Raw genomic sequence first — 19,020 nt, 5'->3', positions numbered from 1 at the left:
CAGAGCCGCGATGACGAGGAGTCAGATGGACACGATCCCCACCTCATGGGACGAGCCGACCGATGTGGTCGTGGTGGGCACCGGTGCCGCCGGGCTCACCGCGGCGGTCCGCGCCGCCGACGCCGGCGCGCGTGTGCTGGTGCTGGAGAAGACCGCGTGGTCGGCGGCAGCACCTCGGTCTCGGCGGGGATCGTGTGGGTGCCGCTGAACGGGCACCAGGCCGAGTTCGACATTTCTGACACCCGTGACGAGGCGCTCGCCTACATCCGCCGGCTGTCCGGCCGGGTCGCCGACCCGGAGCTGCTCGAGCTGTGCGTGGACCGCGGCGCCGAGATGCTCGAGTACATCGAGACGCACACCCCGCTGAAGACGACGACCATGGCGAAGTACCCGGACTACTACGCCGCCTACGACATCCCGGGGAAGAAGTACGGCGGGCGCTCATGCGAGCCGCTTCCCTTCCCGGTGGGCGAGCTGCTGCCGGACTGGGCCGCCCGCATCCAGACCAAGGTGGCCGTGCGCGGCCAGGTGGCCCGCAACATGCTCGCCGAGGACATCGGGCAGCTCGAGCGCACCCCGCAGGAGCTGGAACGGCGCAACCGCGAGGATGTCCGCACGAAGGGCAGCGCCATCGTCGCGGGCCTGCTTCGCGGCGTCCTCGACCGTGGCATCGAGGTGCGCATGCAGACCCGCGCCGAGCAGCTCCTCGGCGAGGACGGCGTCGTGCGCGGGATCCGGGTCACCGCCGCGGACGGTACGACCTCCACGATCGAGACCACGCGCGGCGTCGTGCTTGCCAGCGGCGGGTTCGAGTGGAACCGGGAGCTCGTGTCCGCGTTCATCGGTTTCGAGCTGTATCCGATCAGCCCCCAGCACGCCACCGGCGACGGGCAGATCATGGGCATGGAGGCCGGGGCGCTGCTCGGCAACATGCACTCGTTCTGGGGCTCCGGCGCGATGCTGGACCCGACCGACCTCACCCTCGGCGTCCCGCTGCCGACCTTCGATGACGCGCGGGCGGCCGGCGGCACCATCATCGTGAACTCCCACGGCGACCGGTTCGTCAACGAGGCCCAGCCTTACCACGACTTCGCTCACGCCTTCGGCGAGTTCGACGCGACGACCATCGACTTCCCGAACGAGATCGCATGGATGGTCTTCGACGAGGGCGTGCGTTCGCGTAAGCAGATCCTGTCGTTCAAGCCCGGCGATCCCATCCCCGACTGGGTCGCGACCGGCGAGACCATCGCCGAACTCGCCGAGCAGCTGGGCATCGACCCGGAGCACCTCACCGAGACCGTCGCCGAGTTCAACAAGCACGCGGCCGACGGCGTCGACCCGCACTTCGACCGGCCGCGCGGCATGACCGGATCCAAGATCCGTCCCGTCGACCGCGGCCCGTACTACGCCGTGCGCATCTACCCGGGGACGCTGGGCACCAACGGCGGCCTGCGCACGGACGTCAACGGCCAGGTGCGCCGCGCGCGCGGCGGGGTCATCGAGGGCCTGTACGCGGCGGGCAACGCCGCGGCGAGCCCGCTCGGCTGGGGCTACCCGGGCGGCGGCACCACGCTGTGGACGGGCATGACCATGGCCTACGTCGCCGGCGAGCAGGTCGCCCACAGCCGGACCCCCGTCGGCGTGGCCTGAATCGACCGACAGCGAGGCCGTGTCCGCACCGCGGGCCCGGCCTCGCCGCATATCGGGTCAGCGTATCGGGTCAGTTCGTCGAGGGGTCGTTCATCGTGTCGGCATCGAAGAAGGTGCGCAGACTGCGGATGAGACCGGCGTCGTCGAACACGAAGTGCGTGGTGACGACGTTCTCGAGCCCGCCCCGGGCACCCGCGTCGATGATCGACAGCGTCGTGGCCACCGCCTCGTTGCCGACCACCGCGACGCGGTCGAGCCGGAACGAGACCGACCAGTCCGGGGGAATCCCCTCGACGAAGAACCGGTGCAGGGCTTCGGCGCCGCGGGCGACGACATAACCGGCCGGATCCTCCACGAGGCAGTCGTCGCTGAACAGCGCCTCGCGGCCCGTGACGTCACCCGCCGCGTAGCTGGCGTAGTAGGCGGTGATCCGTGCGCGGACGTCCGCCGGATCGATGGTGGCCGGCACTGAGGACACGAGCTTGGCCAGCAGCCGACCCGTGGAACCCTGGGCGGTCATGCGGCCACCGTCGACGGTCCCGCGATCGTGTCATGGTTGATCCACGCCTTGCGCACCTGCACATCCCTTCGACGCGTTCACCCTGAACGTCTCCGCTTGCGCGGCATCTCCACCTTGCACCACCGGAGCCGCACGGGCACGTCAGACGACGTGGGGGTACGGCCGGCGGATCCGTCACGGGTCGATGTAACGGTCGATCCACGGTCAGAAGCGCGTCAGCAGGGCGATCAGGCCGGCTCGCACGCCGGGCCATTCGGCGCGGACGATCGAGTAGTAGGCGGAGTCGCGGGCGGTGCCGTCCAGGGCGAGCACGTGGGCGCGGCGGACGCCTTCGAAGCAGGCGCCGAGCCGGTCGATCGCCGCGCGGGAGCGCGCGTTGCGTGCGTCGGTCTTCAGACACACCCGCAGCGCCGCCCAGGTGTCGAAGGCGTGGCCGAGCAGCAGCAGCTTCGCCTCGGTGTTGACGGCCGTGCGCTGGGCCGAGGCTGCCAGCCACGTCCCACCGATCTCGGCCACCGACGGCGGGGTCCCCGCCGTCCCGCCTGCCCCCGTCGCCACCACCGTGATTGCCGTCGCCGTCGTAGCCGTGGTGGTCGTGGAGCTGTGGACGGTCGTTCCGGCGTCCGACGCCGGCCGCCAGAAGCCGAGGTCGAGGAAACGGGTGGCGCCCACGATCCTACTGGAGCCGCCGGGATCGGCGCCCCGCTCCCGGAGCACGAGCGGGATCGCCAGGCCGCGGTCCCGTTCCGCGACGGCGGTCGCCACGTAGCGCGCCATCGCCTCCGGGGTCGCCGGGACGTCCGTGAAGCCGTAGGTCCGCCGGTCCTCGGTGGCGGCGTGGACCAGACCATCGATGTGGTCGGCGCGCATCGGTTCCAGCCGCACGCGGCGACCGACGAGCACCGGCATGGCCCAGTCGGGGGGCGTCCCAGTCATGGCGCCCAGCATGGCGAGAGTCCGTCCGGACCCACCACCGGTTTTATGCGTTCTCAGCGCAGGCCGGAGCGGACGAAGGCGTCGATGACCTGGCGCTGCATGACCAGGTACAGCGCGAACACCGGCAGGCAGGCGAGGCCCGAGCCGGCCATCACCGCGCCCCAGTCGTCGCCCTCGGCGGTGAGGAAGCCGCGGATGCCGAGCTGCACGACCGAGTTCGCGCGCTGCAGCACCAGTGCGGGCCAGAAGTATTCGTTCCAGGCGGAGATGAACAGCAGGATCGACAGCGACGCCAGCGCCGGGCGCAGGTTCGGCACGACGACCGTCCACAGCGTCGTCCACGACCCGCGTCCGTCGATGCGGGCCGCGTCGAGAAGCTCACGCGGAAACGCCTGCATGTGCTGGCGGAGCATGAGCACGGCCAGCGCCGAGCACAGGTTCGGCACGATGACGCCCGCCAGCGTGTTCAGCAGCCCCAGGTTCGACAGCACCAGGTAGTTCGAGATCATCGTCACCCGGAACGGGATCAGCCAGGTTGCCACGAACGCCAAGAACAGCACCGTGCGGCCACGGAAGTCCCAGGCGGCGAAGGCATACGCGGCGAGCAGGCAGATGATCAGCCGCCCGGCGGCGGTGACGACGGCGATGACGAGGGTGTTGCCGAGCAGGCCCGCGACGTCGAGGCTGTCGAAGACCTGCCGGTAGTTACCGACACTCAGCGGCCAGGGCAGCAACGACTGGTCGTAGAGGTCCTCGGGGCGGCGGAACGAGCTTGCGATCATCCAGTACACCGGGAAAACGCTGATCAGGCTCAACAAGGCGAGCATGGAATGGCTGGTCGCGGCCCGCAGGCGGGATGTCCGCATGCTGCTCATCGGTCGTGTCCTCGGGTCGGCGGGACGGGAGAGACGGGACGGGGGAGACGCGCTGGTCGGGGCGGCGCGGCACCGGTCAGTTGTCGGCGAAGCTGTAACGGTCGGCGAGTTTCACCAGGACGGCGGCGACGACGGCGAAGACGGCGAAGAACGAGATGCCGGCGGCGGAGGCGAGACCGGAGTCGAGGCTGCGGAAGCCGTACTCCCAGAGCAGGTAGTAGACGTTCGTGGTGGAGTCCGCCGGCCCGCCCTGGGTGAGTATGTCGAGGAGCGGGAACGTCCACTGCGCGGACAGCAGCACCGTCATCAGCAGCATGAACAGCAGCGTCGAGCGCAGCAGCGGCAGTGTCACCCAGCGGGTCACCTGCCAGCGGGAGGCACCGTCCATCTCGGCCGCCTCGGCGTAGTCGGCGCTGATGCCGGTCAGGCCGGCGGAGATGACGAGGGTCGCGAAGCCGAATCTGCCAGGCGCAGATCGCGAGGATGGCGAGCAACGCCGTCCGCTCCTCGCGCAACCAGTTGTAGGAGCCGAGGCCGAGAGCGTGGTTGATGATTCCCTTGGGGTCCAGCAGCCAGCGCCACACCGCGGCCGTGGCGACCGGCGCCATGAGCATCGGCAGGAAGATCAGCGCACGATACGTCGCGGGCGCGCGGCCGCTCAGATTCCGGATTCCCAACGCGATCGCGGTGGGCAGAATGATCGAGAACGGTATCAGGCCGAGGACGTACCAGAGGGTGTTCTCGGCGGCACCGCGCAGCTGCGGCAGCGTGAACACCCGTCGGTAGTTCTCGAATCCGACGTAGGTCCGCGGGGAGGTCGGCAGCAGGTTCCAGTGGTAAAAGGACAGCTGGACGGCCTCGACGATCGGTTTGTACGTCCACACCGCCAGGCAGGCCAGCCCAGGCAGCAGGTAGAGATACGGCGGCAGGGCGGCGACCGCCCGGCGGGCCAGCGGCGGACGCAGTGCCTCGACCGGCCCGGCCGAGACCGTCACCGCACCGCCGCCGGCGCCGGGGACCCGCAGGGCGCCGGAGTACGCGACTTCGACGAACACGATCTGGAACATCCTTCCGACAGGCCGACGCCGGCGCCGGTGCGGGGTGGCCGGGGCGCCCGCCTGGGCGGATCCCGGGCGGGCGCCCCAGGCGTCTGTTGATCAGGTGGGCGCCGGGTGGGTCAGACGGCGGTGGAGGCGGTGGAGGGGGTCTGGGCGGCGTGCTCGGCGGCGAGGCGGCTGAGGTCGTCGAGAGTCATGTCGTAGACGACCTCGGCGGCGGCGATCGGCACCGTCGTGGCGACCGCGCCCTGCGGGTAGACGTCGACCCGGGTGTACTCGCCGCCGACCAGTCCGGTCATCCGGTCCGCCGGACCGACCACCTGGGCCCGGTAGGCGGTGGCGCCCGCCACCCACACCGGCACCCCGCCGAGCACGCCCGCCGACGCGTGGTGGGCGTGCCCGGTCAGCACGATCTTCACGTCGCTGCCGGCGAGAACGTCCGCGAGGTTCTGCGGCTCGGCGAGCAGCAGCGTGTTGACCATGGCGATCGGGGAGGGCACGGGCGGGTGGTGCAGGGCCAGCACCGTCCCGGCGGGCGCCGGCGTGGCCAGCTCGTCGGCGAGCCAACGCAGCTGGGCGGTGCTGAGGAACCCGCCGTGCTGGCCCGGTTCGGTGCTGTCAAGAACGATGATCCGCAGGTCGCCGACCCAGTGCGTGTAGTCGTGCGGCTCGGTGGTCGGTTCCGCGCCGAACAGGCCGTCCCGGAACGGACCACGCGTGTCGTGGTTACCCATGCCGTAGAGGACCGGCACCCCCATCCGGGTGGCGACGGGCTCCACCAGCTCCCGCAGCCGCCGGTAGGCCAGCACGTCGCCGCTGTCGGCGAGGTCGCCGGTGAGCAGCAGGGCGCTGATCTTCAGCGTCGACGCCTCGATCTGAGCGAGGACGGACGCCAGCGCGGCATGGGCGTCGACCTTGTCGTGCAGTAGCTCGCCCGAGCGGACGATGTGGGTGTCGCTGATCTGGATGAGGGTGTGGGTGGGCGTGGGCGCGGTCGGGTCGAGAAAGGGGAGCACGGGGGTCCTTCCGGGTCGGAGGGCGGCTGCCGGGTCAGGCACCGACGGCGGGCCGGTCCACCGGCACGACGAGGGCGTCGACGAGGCGGTCGAGGGCGTGGGCCGTCGCACCGTGGGCGAGCAGGTAGCCGCGGGCGTCGCCGTGGCCGGTGTGGATGCGGTCGAGCGCGTGCTGGATGAGCTCCGGCGGGCTGGCCAGCAGCGCGGCGGGTAGTTCGGCGCCGTTCGCGGACGACTGCGCCGACATCTGCTGCACGGCCGCCGCGGCCTCGTCGCGCAGGAAGTCGGCGGTCAGCGCGAAGTCCTCGGCGATCACCTCGGCCGGCACCCCGGCGAGGTCGAGGACCAGGGCGATGACCAGGCCGGTGCGGTCCTTGCCGGCGCTGCAGTGCACGATCGCGGGCAGCGCCCCCGGCGCGGCGAGCGCGAGGACGGCCGCCGAGAGCCGCTCGCCCCGCTGGTCGACGGTGTAGTCGTAGATGGCGCGCAGATCGCCGCCGGCGCCGGCCGCGTGGACAGCGGCCAGCCCTGCCGCGGCCCCGGCGGTGACCGCCTCGCCGTCTCCGGCCGTGTCCGTGGTTGCGGCGCTGTCCGTGCCGGCTGTCGTCTCGACGGTCGCGCGGGTGGCTGGCGTGGTGTAGATGGGCACCCGGCGATGTTCGACGGCCAGCCGTCCGAGCCGGTCCGGATCGTGCGCCACCTCGGCGTCTTCGCGCAGGTCGACGATGGTGCGCAGGCCCAGCTGCGCGAGGACCGCCTGACCGGAGCCGTCGAGGCCACGCAGTGCGCCCGAGCGAAGCAGGGTCCGCCAGCGCACCCGGCCTCCGTCGGCGGTGCGGTACCCGCCGATGTCGCGCAGGTTGATCGTGCCGGCGAGCGGCAGGGCGCGTCCCGGCTGCGGCGGGCCGGCGACAGCTTCGCCGGCGGTGGTGCCGGGGACGTCGGCGGTGGTCGCGCCGGAAACGTCGGCGGTGGTCGTGTCGGGGGCGTCAGTGGTGGTGGTGGCGGCGGTCGTGTCCATCGTGGTCACCTCGGCGGCAGGAGCGAGGTGCCCTGCTTCTGCGCAGCGGACATCGCGGCTGCGGGGTTCTTGCCGCCGAAGACGGCGCCTTCGACCGCGGACATCATCGTGTCGCTGATCTGCAGGTAGTTGTCGCCGGGGAAGGACTCCCACGGCTGCAGCCGGGTGAGCTGGTCGAGGTTGGGCTTGATGAGCGGGTTCGCCTTCGCCCAGGCCTGCAGGCCGTTCGGGTCGTCGATGAGCCCGGTGCGCAGCGGCAGGTAGCCGATCTTCGAGGAGATCTGAGTGCAGGCGCGGTCGCTGGTAAGGAACTTGATCAGTTCCCAGGCGGTGCGCTGCTTGGCCGGGTCCTTGCTGAAGACGGCCAGGCCCGAGCCCGAGTTGGTGGGGACGACCGGCTTCGACCCGAACGACGGCTCCTGGGAGGCGCCGAGCTCCCAGTTGTTCGTCTTGGCCCCGGCCATGAACAGCCCCTGCACGGCGCTGGTCTCCAGCATCATGCCGAGCTGTCCGCTGCTGAACGCCTTGAACGCCTGCGCCTGGTCCAGATTGGGCATCGCGCCGCTGCGGGACAGGTCGGCCATGGTCGACACCGCCGAAACGGCCGGTGCGTCGGCGAACGGCAGGGACTTGCCGTCCTGGGACAGCACCCGGCCACCCGAGGAACGGACCAGGCTCTGGAAACACCAGACGGCGGCCTTCGTCACACAGTCGACGAGGATGCCGTCCTTGCCGGTCTTCGACTTGATGGCGAGCGCGGCGTTCTTGACGTCGGCCCAGGTCTTCGGCGGATTGGCCGGGTCCAGTCCCGCCTGGGTGAACAGCGTCTTGTTCAGCCAGAGCACCGGGGTGGAGAAGACGTAGGGCACCGCGTAGGTCTTGCCGTCGACGTTGCCGAGGGTGCGCGCCGTGGGGGCGAACGGGTGGGCGCCGCCGAAGTTGGCCTGCACGGCGTCCCGTCCGACCAGGGTGTCCAGCGGCTGGGCGCCGAGGCTGCCGGCGACGAACCGCAGCGCGTCGAACGTGACCTGGGCGACGTCCGGCGGGTTGCCGGCGAGCACCTGGTTCTTCACGCTGCTGGTGTAGTCGCCGTTCGGCGTGGTGCCCTGCGGCGGCTGGCCCTTGACGGTGATGTTGGGATGCGCGGCCTCGAAGTCGTGCAGCAGTCCCTCGATGACCGGCTTCCAGGTGCCCGTGCTGGTGAGGTTGTAACTCTCGAAGACGATGGAGACCTTCTGGTTCGGGGCGAGTTCGGGGATCGTCGCGGTCGTGCCGGAACCGGTGGCGGTCGCGCTCGACGGGGTGGACGAGGACGTCGCGCACGCGGATGCCAGCGCGGCGACGAGCACGAGGCCGCTCACGGCGCTCAGCAGGCGTGGTCGGGCCACGGTCATGCTCCTTACGGGTGGGAGGGGGCTTGGCGCGGGACCGGGGCGTGTACAGGGCTCGTGTGCCGGCCCGCGGGGGCGGCGCGTGTCGAGTCAGACGCTGGCGGCGGCCGGAGCCACGCTGGTCGGATCGGGGGGGACGGGGGGCCCGCCGGCGGGGATCGTCACCGCCGACCGGACGGCCGGCTGCTGCCAGGCGAGGCGACGCCCGCTGGCCCGGTCGAACAGATGGACGCGGGCCGGGTCGACGCCGAGCCGGGTCCGCTCACCGACCGCGAGTCCCAACGGCCGCGGTCCACGCAGGGCCACCGCCTGCCCGTGCACGTCGCACCAGGCGACTTCCTCGCTGCCGAGGTTCTCGATCGCGGTGACGACACCGTCGATCTCGACTCCCGGGTGGCGTTCGCCGGTGGCGGCGTCGTCGGCGGGGACCCGGTGCAGGCTCTCCGGCCGGATGCCGAGGGTCACGTCCCGTGACGGGGCCGAGTCGGGCCACAGCGGAATGCGCAGGCCCGGAGCCTGCACCGTCAGCAGCGGGCCGGCCGCCTCGACGCGGGCCGTCAGCAGGTTCATCGGCGGCGCGCCGAGGAAGCCCGCGACGAACACGGACGCCGGCGTGTCGTACACCTGCGTCGGGGTGCCGATCTGCTCCACCTGACCGTCGTTGAGCAGCGCGACGCGGGTGGCCATCGACATCGCCTCGACCTGGTCGTGGGTGACGTAGATGAAGGTGCGGCCCAGTCGACGGTGCAGTGCGGTGAGCTCGGTGCGGGTCGCGGTGCGCAGCTTGGCGTCGAGGTTGGACAGCGGCTCGTCCATGAGGAACGCCTGCGGGTCGCGGACCAGCGCGCGGCCGAGGGCGACCCGCTGGTGCTGCCCGCCTGACAGCTCCCGGGGCCGGCGGTCGAGCAGGTGGTCGAGTTCGAGTTGCCCGGCGACCTCGCGGACCCGGCTGCGGATCTCGGCCCGGGGCACGCGGGCGGTCCGCAGCGGGAACCCGATGTTGCGTTCGACGGACAGATGCGGGTAAAGCGCGTAGCTCTGGAACACCATCGCGAGATCGCGCTGGCGGGCCGGCAGGTGGGTGATGTCGCGCTCGCCGAGCAGGATGCGCCCCGCGCTCGGTTCGAGCAGGCCGGCGATCATCCGCAGCAGCGTCGTCTTCTCGCGCCCGCTCGGGCCCAGCAGGACAAGGAAGTCGCCGTCGGCCACCTCGATGGAGATGTCGTCGACGGCACGGACATCCCCGAAGGACCTCGTGAGGCCCTCGATCCGGATCTCTGCCACCAGTACTCCAGGTACGTTTGTTCCGGGAGTAGGGCTGCTCCCGGATTTCTGTTACCTGGGCAGCGTCGGATATCCAGATGAACGGTCTTCGACGGAGGGGAAACGGATGGTGGTCACTTATCGCAACGGTTCTCCGCGGCTCTGGCGGCGAGGATCCACATCAGAACTGGTCAAGGCCTTCCCGTGTCGTCGCCGTTCGTTACTGAAAGTGAGACAGGTGCGCTGCGGCGTTCTCACCGCCGCCGAGCTCGGTCGCCGTGGTCGTCGTGGTCGCCGTGGTCGGCTTCGACCGGTTCGACCGGTTCGACCGGTTCGGCCCGCACGGCGTGACCGAGGATGTCCGGGACCAGGGATGACACCCGCCGCGGGTCGTTCTCCCGGCGCAGACCGACGGCGAGTTGCAGCGCGTTGAGCAGCAGCAGGGACGCCAGCCGGCTGGCGATCGTGTCCGTGCCGACCGGCCAGTCGGGCTTCCCGACGACGAGGGTGATGTCGGCGATCTCGGCCAGCGGCCCCGACGTGTAGCTGGTGATCCCGATGACCGTGGCCCCGGCGGTGCGCGCGGCCTCGGCGGCGCGCAGCGTCGGCTCGTTCGCGCCGGAGGAGGTGATGACCAGGCAGACGTCGGTGGGAGCCAGCAGCCGGGCCGCGATCTCCTGGATGATCGAGTCGCCGGGTGCCTCCGCCGGGCGGCCGATGATGAGAAAACGCAGCGCCGCATCCTGGGCGACGGGCGCCGATCCGCCGTTGCCGACGATGAGCAGCCGGCCGGCGGAGTCCAGCAGGTCGACCGCCGGGGTCAGGCGGGCGCGGTCCAGTGGTCCCAGCGCGTCTGCGAGCACCTTCGCCGCCGCCTCGAACACGGTGTCGACTAGCTGCTCGACCGGATCCGCGGCGCCGGCTCGGCCGAGCTCGCCGTGCAGCGCCGCCGCCCCCACCTCCCGGGCCAGCTCCACCCGAAAATGCTGGAACCCACGGAAGCCCAGCGACTGGCAGGCCCGCACCACCGTGGCCGCCGACGTCCCCGCCGCCTCCGCCAACTGCGCGGCGGACCATTCCACCACCTCCCCCGGACGAGCCAGGCAGACCTCGGCCACGCGTTGCTCGCTGGGGACAAGGCTCGGTAGCGCCGCGCGGATGGCCGCGAACAGCCCACCCGGGCGGACGGCACCGGCCGGCCCGGTGAAGGAAGTCACCATGCAGCGGTTCATACACGGTCAACGTGTCGAGTTGGGGGCGCCCCTCGGGGAACGGCCGCCGGAGGGCGCGGCGAGGGCCGACCGGACGATCGCGGCGACCTGGTCGGCCTCGGTGAGAAAGCCGTCGTGGCCGGAGCGGGAGCGGATGACATGCAGCGGCGCGCCGGTGAGGGCCGCGAGGTCGGACTGTAGCCGTAGCGGGTAGAGGCGGTCGGAGTCGACGCCGGCGACGGTGAACGGTACCGGGCAGGTGCGCAGAGCGGCGGCGTGCCCGCCGCGGCCTCGCCCGATGTCCTGCGTCATCATCGCCCGGGTCAGCGTGACGTAGGTGCCGGCGTCGAACCGGTGGGCCAGCTTGTCGGCGTGGTGGTTGAGGTAGGAGGCCACCTCGAAGCGCCCGTCCGGGCCGGTGCGCGCGGCGAAACGATCCTGCAGCTCCTGCTCGCTGCGATAGCTGATCTGGGCCATCCGGCGGGCCAGGGCCATCCCCGCTCGGGCCCCCGCCCGGCCGGCAGACGGTGGTAGTCGCCATCGCGCCAGGCCGGATCGTCGGTGATCGCCCGCAGCTGCACCGCGGCCAACCCGATCTGCTCGGCCGTCGCGACGGCGCCGCAGGCCAGCACGACCGCGCGCGCCACCCGGTCGGGCTGGCCGACGGCCCACTCCAGCGCCCGCATCCCGCCCATCGACCCGCCGATCACCGCCGCCCAGCGCCGCACGCCGACGGCGTCGGCGAGGGCCGCCTCGGCGGCTACCTGGTCGGCGGTGGTGATCTCGGGCCAGCGGCCGCCCCAGGGTCGGCCGTCCGATGCGGCGGTGGCGGGTCCCGTCGTGCCCTGGCAGCCGCCGAGGACGTTGGGGCACACGACGAACAGACGGTCGGTGTCGAGGACCCGCCCTGGCCCGATCAGGCCATCCCACCAGCCTTCTGCCGGATGCCCGGGGCCGGCCGGGCCGGCGGCGTGGCTGTCGCCGGTGAGGGCGTGCAGGACGAGCACCGCGTTGCCGGCCGCGGCGTCCAGGCGTCCCCAGGTCTCGTAGGCGACCCGCACACCCGACAGCTCGCCGGCGAGCTCCAGGCGCAGCGGGCCGGGCAGCGCGGCGAAGCGCCGCCGCCCGACCGGATCGACCCCGGCCCGCCACGCCCCGGAGACGGGCATGGCCGGGTCGGGGGATGGCGTCCGCGGCGTCGGCCCGGCTGACAGGTCCGGACCGGCGCCCCCCGGCTCAGCTCTTGGCGGCACGGAACCCGGTGTCGAGGTCGGCGAGGATGTCGTCGATCCCCTCGATGCCGACCGACAGCCGGATCAGGTCCGGGGTGACACCGGTCGCGGCCTGCTCGGTCTCGGTGAGCTGGGAGTGCGTCGTCGTCGCCGGGTGAATGATCAGCGAACGCGCGTCGCCGACGTTGGCCAGGTGGCTGAACAGCTCCACCCCCTCGACGAACTTCCGTCCGGCCGCGGCCCCGCCGGCGATACCGAATGACAGGATCGCCCCGGCGCCGCGCGGCAGCACCTGCTGCGCCCGGGAGTACCACTTCGACGACGGCAGCCCCGGATAACGTCACCCAGCTCACCTCGTCGCGTGCCTCGAGCCACTCGGCGACCCGCTGGGCGTTCGCGGTGTGCCGCTCGACCCGCAGCGACAGCGTCTCCAGCCCCTGCAGCAGCAGGAACGAGGTGAACGGGGAGATCGAGGCGCCGATATCGCGCAGTAGCTGCACCCGGGCCTTGGCGATGTAGGAGCCGTGGCCGAGCGCCTCCCAGTAGACCAGCCCGTGGTAGCTCGGGTCGGGCGTGGTGAAGTTCGAGAACCGCCCGGAGGCGCCGAAGTCGAACCGGCCGCCGTCGACGATCACGCCGCCGATGGCCGTGCCGTGACCGCCGATGAACTTCGTCGCCGAGTGCACGACGATGTCCGCGCCGTGCTCCAGCGGGCGGTACAGATACAGGGTGGCCAGCGTGTTGTCGACGATGAGCGGGACGCCGGCGGCGTGGGCGACCTCGGACACCCCGGCGGTGTCGAGGATGTCACCGCGCGGATTGCCGATCGTCTCGCCGTAGAACGCCTTGGTGTTCGGGCGGACCGCGTCGCGCCACTCCTCCAGGTCGTCGGGGTCCGCGACGAAGGTGACCTCGATGCCGAGCTTCGGCAGCGTGTAGTGGAACAGGTTGTACGTTCCGCCGTACAGGCTGGACGACGACACCACGTGGTCGCCGACCTCGGCGAGGTTGAGGATCCCCAGGGTCTCGGCGGCCTGCCCGGACGTGAGCGCCAGCGCCCCGATGCCGCCCTCCAGGGCGGTGATGCGCTGCTCGAACACGTCCTGCGTCGGGTTCCCGATCCGGGTGTAGATGTTGCCGGGCTCGCCGAGCGCGAACAGGGCGGCCGCGTGGTCGGTGTCGCGGAAGACGTAGCTCGTCGTCTGGTAGATCGGCACGGCCCGGGCGCCGGTCGTCGGGTCGGGCTGCGCGCCCGCGTGGATCTGCTGCGTCTCGAACGACCAGTTCTCGGCACTCATTGGGTGACTCTCCCCGTATCTGTGGTGTTCTGTGTGGTGGTTTTGCTGCTGAGGCGGTTCCCGGGCGCCAGCGGCATGATGCGGGGGCCGACATTCACCCGCATGGACGTGACGCCACCGTGCCGGCCAGCCGTGACGCCGACGTGCCGTGGCCGGCCTTGACGTGGGCGTGCCGGCTGACGTGGGCCTGCGGTGTCCATGGCCGGGTCGGAAGGCGCGGGTTGCGCAGGGAGCGGGATGCCGAACGGCCGGGCCGGGCCGGTCAACGACCGGAGGGCGCGGCGCGGATGTCGGGGCGGGGCCGGGGATCGGCCGGGACGCCGGTGTCCGGGCATCCCTGCGAACATCGGGCAGCGCAGTGCGACTGCGCCGAATGTCCGGCCTGTGAACTCACGGTTCCGACGCTAGCAGCGCGGCGCGGCGTTGTCTGCGCCCGGCCTGCGTCTCGGTAAAACCGCTGAAATACTCCTTGGCCGCAGGCCGCCGGGCGGGTCAGGCCCGGTGTCCGGTGTCCGGTGCACAGACGGCCAACGCCGGGCTGGATCCACGCCACCGCCGCCGCACCGCACCACCGGCCCGGCGGATCCAGCGCCTCCACCCGGAAACCCCGCGTCCCTCTCTCGAACCGGCAGTTGCAGGAGATCAGTCGCGCTTTCGGTCCTGGGAACGGTCATCAGCCTCATGCGTTTCTTGCTGGCGCACTGGGGTGCTGCACCAGGTGAGGTCAGGTGATGGCGAGCTCCGAGGCGAGGCCGGCGCGGGTGGCGAGTTCGACGGCGAGCTCGCGGGCCCGGGGCAGGATCGCGGGGAGGTCGGCGGTGAGGATGCGGGCGTCGGCGACGATGCGTTCCCCGTCGACCCAGACCCCGGCGATGTCCCGGGTGCCGGCGCAGTAGACGACGGCCTGGTAGGGGTCGTGCACGAACGCCATCGACGGGCTCGCCTCGGCGAACAGCACCAGGTCGGCGGCCTTGCCCACGTCGAGGCTGCCGACGGTGTCGTCGAGGCCGAGCGCGCGGGCGCCGCCGAGGGTCGCCATCCGCAGCACCGTCGGCGCGGTCAGGACGTCGGCCTGCTGGTGGTGCACCTTTTGCAGCAGCGCCGCGGCCTTGACGGTTTCGAGCATGTTCTGGCTGTCGTTGCTGGCGGCGCCGTCCACGCCGAGGCCGACGGGTACCGCGTCGCGTAGCAGCCGCGGCACCTGGCAGACCCCGCTGGCCAGGATCATGTTCGACACCGGGCAGTGCGCCACGGCGACGGCGTGCCGGCGCAGCAGCGCCACGTCGTCGTCGGAGAGCCACACGCAGTGCGCGGCCACCGTCTGCGCGTCGAGCAGGCCGGCCCGGGCGGCGACCTCGATCGAGCTCATCCCGCGGGCCGTGCGCGACGCGGTCACCTCCTCCCGGACCTCGTGCAGGTGGACGTGCAGCCGGTCGGTCTCGCCCAGCAGCGACCGTGTCGCCGCGAGCAGCGCGTCGCTGCTGGCCGGGATGGTGGCCAGGCCAACCCGGAACCGGGTGCGCCGGGAGCCCGCCGCGGCCTGCGCCAGCGCGTGATGCTCCGCGACGATCAGGTCGATGGAACGGTCGTGTGGGACGTCCGCCGGGCCGAACGAGACGTCCCCGCGCACCCCGACGACGTCGAGCGCGTCGACGATCCCGGGGGTGACCGGCGGGGTGCCCGGCGCCGAGCAGAACATGTCCCCGACCGTCGTCACCCCCGACAGGGCCATCTCGCTCGCCTTCAGCAGCGTGCCCACGTAGGCCATGTCCCGGGTCAGGTGCGCCTCGATCGGCTCGACCACGTGGACGAACCACTCCCACAGCGTGTGGGTCTCCCCGATGCCGGTGACCAGGCCCTCCGAGAAGTGACCGTGGCAGCTCACGAAACCGGGGGTGATGATCCCGCCGCCGTCGCCGAGGACCGGCAGGCCCGCGAACCGCGCCGCGATCGGGGCGTACCCGTCGACTGCGGCGATGCGCCCGTCGACCACCGCGACCGCGTCGTCGCGCACGTGCCCGGCCGCGCCCATGGTCAGCACGTGCCGGGCCCGCAGCACGAAGCTGGTCGGTGCGACGGCGGCGGGATCGGTCACTTCAGTCCAATGCTCGTGTCGATGTACTGGTTGGTGAACAGGTTGGCGGGGGTGAGGCCGCTGCGCACCGGCTTCTTCTGGCCCGCGTAGATCGGGGTCAGGATCTGGATCATCCGGTTGACCCGGCTCTGCTCCATGTCACCGATCGTCGCGTTCGACCCGTTGGAGACCAGCGCCCGGTTCTTCATCGTCTGCACGGCGTAGGCGGCGAGCCCCGGCGAGTAGCTCCACACCGACCCGGCGTCCGCCTTGACCGCCTTGATGATGAGCGCGTTCGCCGTCTGCGGGTGCGCCATGAAGTCCGCCTGCGAGCGCTGCACGATCGGCACCAGCTTCTTCAGGCACCCGGCGAGCTTCGCCTCGTCGCCGGTGCGGACCGACAGGGCCTGCCCGTACACCGGGTAGCCGGTGTCGTTGACGAGCTGGAGGTTGACGTCGTAGCTGTGCCCGTCACCGAGCTCGTTCTTGTAGATGTAGGGCTCCGAGGTGGCGAAGCCGGCCTCGGCGACCTTGCCGTCCTCGGCGACCCAGCGCGACGGGGAGCCGTCGTAGCTGCCGTCGACCTGGCCGCGGCGCAGGATGCCGGCGCCGAGCAGGTACTGCATGTAGGCGTCGGTCTCGTAGTAGAGGACCTTGGTGTCGGTCTGCCCGATGTCGACCAGCGTCGTGAAGTTCGGGTGCTTGCTCTTGTCCCACATGATCATCTCAGGGCTGACCTCGAACGGCGCGAACACCGCCTTGGTCGGCTGGGAGGCCGAGTTCTGGATGGCCTCGTCGGTGGAGACGATCCCCAGATTGATCGACTTGTCGACATACATCTGCGCGCTGACCTGCTCGTACCCGATGGCCGGGCCGCCGAATCGGACCTCGACGTCCACCCCGGTGTCCTTGCCGCCGGAGACGAGGGAGCCGGTGATCCGTTTCTTACCGGTGTCGATCTTCGCGTCCGAGCCGATGAGGTTGTACAGGAACCCGTACTCGGATTCGGCGAACCAGTCGGTCTGGACCACGATCTTGGCGGGGCAGGCGCCCGTCAGGTTGATGGCGTCGCCGGACGCGACGGCCGGCGCTGCGGGGGCGGCCCCCGTGTTGGACCCGCCACCGGAGTCCCCGCTGCAGGCCGCCAGGGTCAGGGCGAGCGCCGTGCCGAAGGCGACGGCGGCTCCTCGTCGGAAACGTCCCATGTTGCTCCCTCTCGTGAAGACCCCCCGGGCTCGTGAACCCCCCGCGGGGCACAGCTCCGCGGGCCGCCGGCGCCGTCGGGATCCGACGGGCGCGGCCGCCCGCGGCGTCAGGGCGTCTCGGCGCCGTACCAGCGACCGGTGACCAGTCGACTCAGCCAGCCGAAGAACGTGAACACGACGACCCCGAGCAGCGAGGCGAGGATGACCGCGCCGAACAGCTGCTGGGAGAGCAGCCGCGCCCGGTAAAGATCAATCAGGACGCCGATGCCCGGCTTGCCCTGCTTGAAGAAGAAGTCGCCGACGACCGCGCCCACCGCCGACAGCCCGGCGGAGACCTGGAACCCGGCGAACGTCGCCGGCAGCTGCAACGACACCAGCCGGCGCCAGCGGGGAATCCGGTGCAGTCGGAACAGATCGAGCATGCCCTGGTCGATCGACTTCAGGCCGAACAGCGTGCTACTGATCACCGGGAACAGGGCGATGAGGACGCAGACGATTACCCGGCTGAGGAAGCCGTAGTCGAACCAGAAGCCGATCAGCGGCACCATCGCCAGCGTCGGGATGGTCTGCAGGATCACCGCGTACGGGTACACCGACTTCTCGACCCACCGGGCCTGGCTCATCGCGATCGCCACGGCCATGCCCAGCACGATCGACACCCCGAGGCCGATGAGCGCCACCGACGCCGACAGCCACAGCGCCCGCAGCAGCTGCGCGAGATTGTGGCCGTCGAGGAAGGCGACGCGGACGACCGAGTCGGGACTCGGCAGCAGGAAGCGGCGGTCCCGGTCGAGGACCACGAGGCTGACGAAATACCAGCCGCCGATGATGATCGCGAACAGCACGAGCGGCGCGAGGCGGTCACGCCAGGTCGCCCGCGGCCGCCCGGTCCGCAGCGCCCTCACGCGGCCTGCCCGTCGCCGTCGCGCAGGCGGCGCGAGACCGCGGCGGTCAACCGGGTGAAGTCCTCCCGGAAGCGCAGCTCGGCCGGCCGGGGGAAGCCGAACGGGATGGCGAACTCGGCCACCATCCGGCCCGGGCGCGGCGACATCACCAGGACCCGGGTCGACAGGTACACCGCCTCCGCGACCGAGTGGGTGACGAACAGGGCGGCGCCGAAGCGGCGCAGTTCGAACAGCCGCAGCAGCTCGTCGCCCAGCCGTTCCCGGGAGATCTCGTCGAGGGCGCCGAACGGCTCGTCCAGCAGGAACAGGTCGGGGGAGAGCACCAGCGAGCGGGCCAGGGAGACCCGCATCCGCATCCCGCCGGACAGCGAGCGGGGCCGGTGCCGCTCGAACCCGCCGAGCCCCACCAGGTCGATGACCTCGGCGGCCCGCGGCCGGTACTCGGCGCGGGGCGCGCCGGTCAGCTCGGCCAGCGTCTCCACGTTGCGCCGCACGCTGCGCCAGGGCAGCAGGGTCGGATCCTGGAAGACGTAGCTGATCCGGCCGGTCGATGGCACCACCGTGCCGGCCGTGGCCGTGGTCAGGCCGGATGCCAGCCGCAGCAGGGTGCTCTTGCCGCAGCCGGACGCGCCGACGATGCTCACGAACTCGCCGTCGCGGACCGCCAGATCGACCGGAGCGAGGGCCTGGGTGCCGTCCGGGTAGCGCTTTTCGACGCCGGTGAACGTCACCAGCGTCGGCGCGAGGTCGCCCGCCGGCCCACCGGTGTCGTTGTCCGCCGGCCCACCAGCGTCATTGTCTCGTGGCGGAGCGTCGGTCTTTGCCGATTCGTTGCTATATGTCCAAATATGGTGCCGCATGACCTGTCGGCCTAACCGTTCCGTGCGTCGGTGGGTGCTGCCGGTGCCCCTGATCCGGTCGAGGCGCGGGTGGCCGACGCCGGACTTCCCGGCGGCGGCCAATTGACCGAGGTTGTGGCCAGGTCGCGCGGATAGACGGTGGTGAATGTCCCGTCGGTGTCCTGTTCGACGGCCGTTGCGGAAAGCGTGTTCTGGTGGGTTCCGTCGAAACGCACGCCGTTCCAGGGCATGATGGTCGCGGCTCCCGGGAGATCGATCGCGACAAGTGCGGAGCGTATCCGCTCCCGTTCGGAACTGCCGGCATCCTCGATTGCCCGGGCATAGATTGATTGCCCGGGCATAGATTGTCACCGCGGTGAAGGCGCTCGCCGCGTCCGCCGTCATCGGGGTGCCGAAGTCACGCTGATAACGGTCGGTGACCGTCGCGGCGAGCGGGTTGGCGCGGGTGCTGGGCAGCGACCACGAGACCTGCCGGCTCACCCGGCCCGCGAAACCGGGGATTGCG

At 71.4% G+C, this 19,020-nt stretch carries 13 protein-coding genes and 4 pseudogenes; 1 reads left to right on the top strand and 16 read right to left on the bottom strand.

What is annotated here, in order from left to right; translation table 11 throughout:
* Positions 1 to 10 precede the first annotated feature (10 nt).
* Positions 11 to 1,650 (top strand): annotated as a pseudogene (locus G6R25_RS11045) (FAD-dependent oxidoreductase).
* Between the two features lie 70 nt (positions 1,651 to 1,720).
* Here G6R25_RS11045 and G6R25_RS11040 read toward each other — a convergent pair.
* From G6R25_RS11040 to G6R25_RS10965, 16 genes and pseudogenes are all read right to left on the bottom strand, one after another.
* Positions 1,721 to 2,170: a nuclear transport factor 2 family protein gene (locus G6R25_RS11040; protein ID WP_136449615.1), complete on the bottom strand. Its 450-nt coding sequence runs from the start codon at positions 2,168 to 2,170 to the stop codon at positions 1,721 to 1,723.
* Between the two features lie 204 nt (positions 2,171 to 2,374).
* Complete coding sequence (locus G6R25_RS11035; protein WP_163552902.1) at positions 2,375 to 3,118, bottom strand: GNAT family N-acetyltransferase; 744 nt, start codon at positions 3,116 to 3,118, stop codon at positions 2,375 to 2,377.
* A gap of 41 nt (positions 3,119 to 3,159) precedes the next feature.
* The gene (locus G6R25_RS11030) at positions 3,160 to 3,981 is read right to left on the bottom strand and encodes a carbohydrate ABC transporter permease (RefSeq protein WP_163552901.1); all 822 of its coding nucleotides are present in this window, start codon (positions 3,979 to 3,981) and stop codon (positions 3,160 to 3,162) included.
* Between the two features lie 76 nt (positions 3,982 to 4,057).
* Positions 4,058 to 5,036 (bottom strand): annotated as a pseudogene (locus G6R25_RS11025) (carbohydrate ABC transporter permease).
* Between the two features lie 122 nt (positions 5,037 to 5,158).
* Positions 5,159 to 6,055 carry a metallophosphoesterase family protein gene (locus G6R25_RS11020; protein WP_163552900.1) on the bottom strand — a complete coding sequence of 299 codons (897 nt, stop codon included), beginning with the start codon at positions 6,053 to 6,055 and terminating at the stop codon, positions 5,159 to 5,161.
* A 34-nt stretch (positions 6,056 to 6,089) separates the two neighbouring features.
* The gene (locus G6R25_RS11015) at positions 6,090 to 7,076 is read right to left on the bottom strand and encodes a tyrosine-protein phosphatase (RefSeq protein ID WP_163552899.1); all 987 of its coding nucleotides are present in this window, start codon (positions 7,074 to 7,076) and stop codon (positions 6,090 to 6,092) included.
* Between the two features lie 5 nt (positions 7,077 to 7,081).
* Entirely contained in the window at positions 7,082 to 8,470 is a 1,389-nt protein-coding gene (locus G6R25_RS11010) for an ABC transporter substrate-binding protein (protein ID WP_163552898.1), read from the bottom strand.
* 87 nt (positions 8,471 to 8,557) lie between these two features.
* The gene (locus tag G6R25_RS11005; RefSeq protein ID WP_163552897.1) at positions 8,558 to 9,751 is read right to left on the bottom strand and encodes an ABC transporter ATP-binding protein; all 1,194 of its coding nucleotides are present in this window, start codon (positions 9,749 to 9,751) and stop codon (positions 8,558 to 8,560) included.
* A 233-nt stretch (positions 9,752 to 9,984) separates the two neighbouring features.
* A complete protein-coding gene (locus G6R25_RS11000) occupies positions 9,985 to 10,950 on the bottom strand; it encodes a MurR/RpiR family transcriptional regulator (RefSeq protein ID WP_163552896.1) in 966 nt (321 codons plus the stop codon).
* An 18-nt stretch (positions 10,951 to 10,968) separates the two neighbouring features.
* Positions 10,969 to 12,110 (bottom strand): annotated as a pseudogene (gene metX / locus G6R25_RS30335) (homoserine O-acetyltransferase MetX).
* Between the two features lie 67 nt (positions 12,111 to 12,177).
* Positions 12,178 to 13,471: pseudogene (locus G6R25_RS10990) on the bottom strand (bifunctional o-acetylhomoserine/o-acetylserine sulfhydrylase).
* 724 nt (positions 13,472 to 14,195) lie between these two features.
* Positions 14,196 to 15,566, bottom strand: coding sequence for an amidohydrolase family protein (locus tag G6R25_RS10985; RefSeq protein ID WP_235948026.1), 1,371 nt, complete (start codon positions 15,564 to 15,566; stop codon positions 14,196 to 14,198).
* Positions 15,563 to 16,750 (bottom strand): hypothetical protein, encoded by a 1,188-nt coding sequence (locus G6R25_RS10980; protein ID WP_163552895.1) that lies wholly within the window; start codon positions 16,748 to 16,750, stop codon positions 15,563 to 15,565. The genes G6R25_RS10985 and G6R25_RS10980 overlap by 4 nt, the downstream gene beginning before the upstream one ends.
* 107 nt (positions 16,751 to 16,857) lie before the next feature.
* Positions 16,858 to 17,655 carry an ABC transporter permease gene (locus tag G6R25_RS10975; protein ID WP_205447047.1) on the bottom strand — a complete coding sequence of 266 codons (798 nt, stop codon included), beginning with the start codon at positions 17,653 to 17,655 and terminating at the stop codon, positions 16,858 to 16,860.
* Positions 17,652 to 18,515 (bottom strand): ABC transporter ATP-binding protein, encoded by an 864-nt coding sequence (locus G6R25_RS10970; RefSeq protein ID WP_163552894.1) that lies wholly within the window; start codon positions 18,513 to 18,515, stop codon positions 17,652 to 17,654. The genes G6R25_RS10975 and G6R25_RS10970 overlap by 4 nt, the downstream gene beginning before the upstream one ends.
* Positions 18,516 to 18,526: 11 nt before the next feature.
* A complete protein-coding gene (locus tag G6R25_RS10965; RefSeq protein ID WP_235948024.1) occupies positions 18,527 to 18,856 on the bottom strand; it encodes a hypothetical protein in 330 nt (109 codons plus the stop codon).
* Between the last annotated feature and the right edge of the window lie 164 nt (positions 18,857 to 19,020).

The sequence above is a fragment of the Candidatus Frankia alpina genome (genome assembly GCF_902806485.1).
Lineage (GTDB): Bacteria > Actinomycetota > Actinomycetes > Frankiales > Frankiaceae > Frankia > Frankia alpina.
Note: the sequence above shows the minus strand (reverse complement) of the source record. Positions and strands in the feature narration are given on the sequence as shown.

Coding starts and splice junctions, on each gene's coding strand:
- G6R25_RS11040 (WP_136449615.1), bottom strand. CDS start 2,170: ATGACCGCCCAGGGTTCCACGGGTCGGCTGCTGGCCAAGCTCGTGTCC.
- G6R25_RS11035 (WP_163552902.1), bottom strand. CDS start 3,118: ATGCTGGGCGCCATGACTGGGACGCCCCCCGACTGGGCCATGCCGGTG.
- G6R25_RS11030 (WP_163552901.1), bottom strand. CDS start 3,981: ATGAGCAGCATGCGGACATCCCGCCTGCGGGCCGCGACCAGCCATTCC.
- G6R25_RS11015 (WP_163552899.1), bottom strand. CDS start 7,076: ATGGACACGACCGCCGCCACCACCACCACTGACGCCCCCGACACGACC.
- G6R25_RS11010 (WP_163552898.1), bottom strand. CDS start 8,470: ATGACCGTGGCCCGACCACGCCTGCTGAGCGCCGTGAGCGGCCTCGTG.
- G6R25_RS11000 (WP_163552896.1), bottom strand. CDS start 10,950: ATGGTGACTTCCTTCACCGGGCCGGCCGGTGCCGTCCGCCCGGGTGGG.
- G6R25_RS10980 (WP_163552895.1), bottom strand. CDS start 16,750: ATGGGACGTTTCCGACGAGGAGCCGCCGTCGCCTTCGGCACGGCGCTC.
- G6R25_RS10970 (WP_163552894.1), bottom strand. CDS start 18,515: ATGCGGCACCATATTTGGACATATAGCAACGAATCGGCAAAGACCGAC.
- G6R25_RS10965 (WP_235948024.1), bottom strand. CDS start 18,856: ATGCCCGGGCAATCAATCTATGCCCGGGCAATCGAGGATGCCGGCAGT.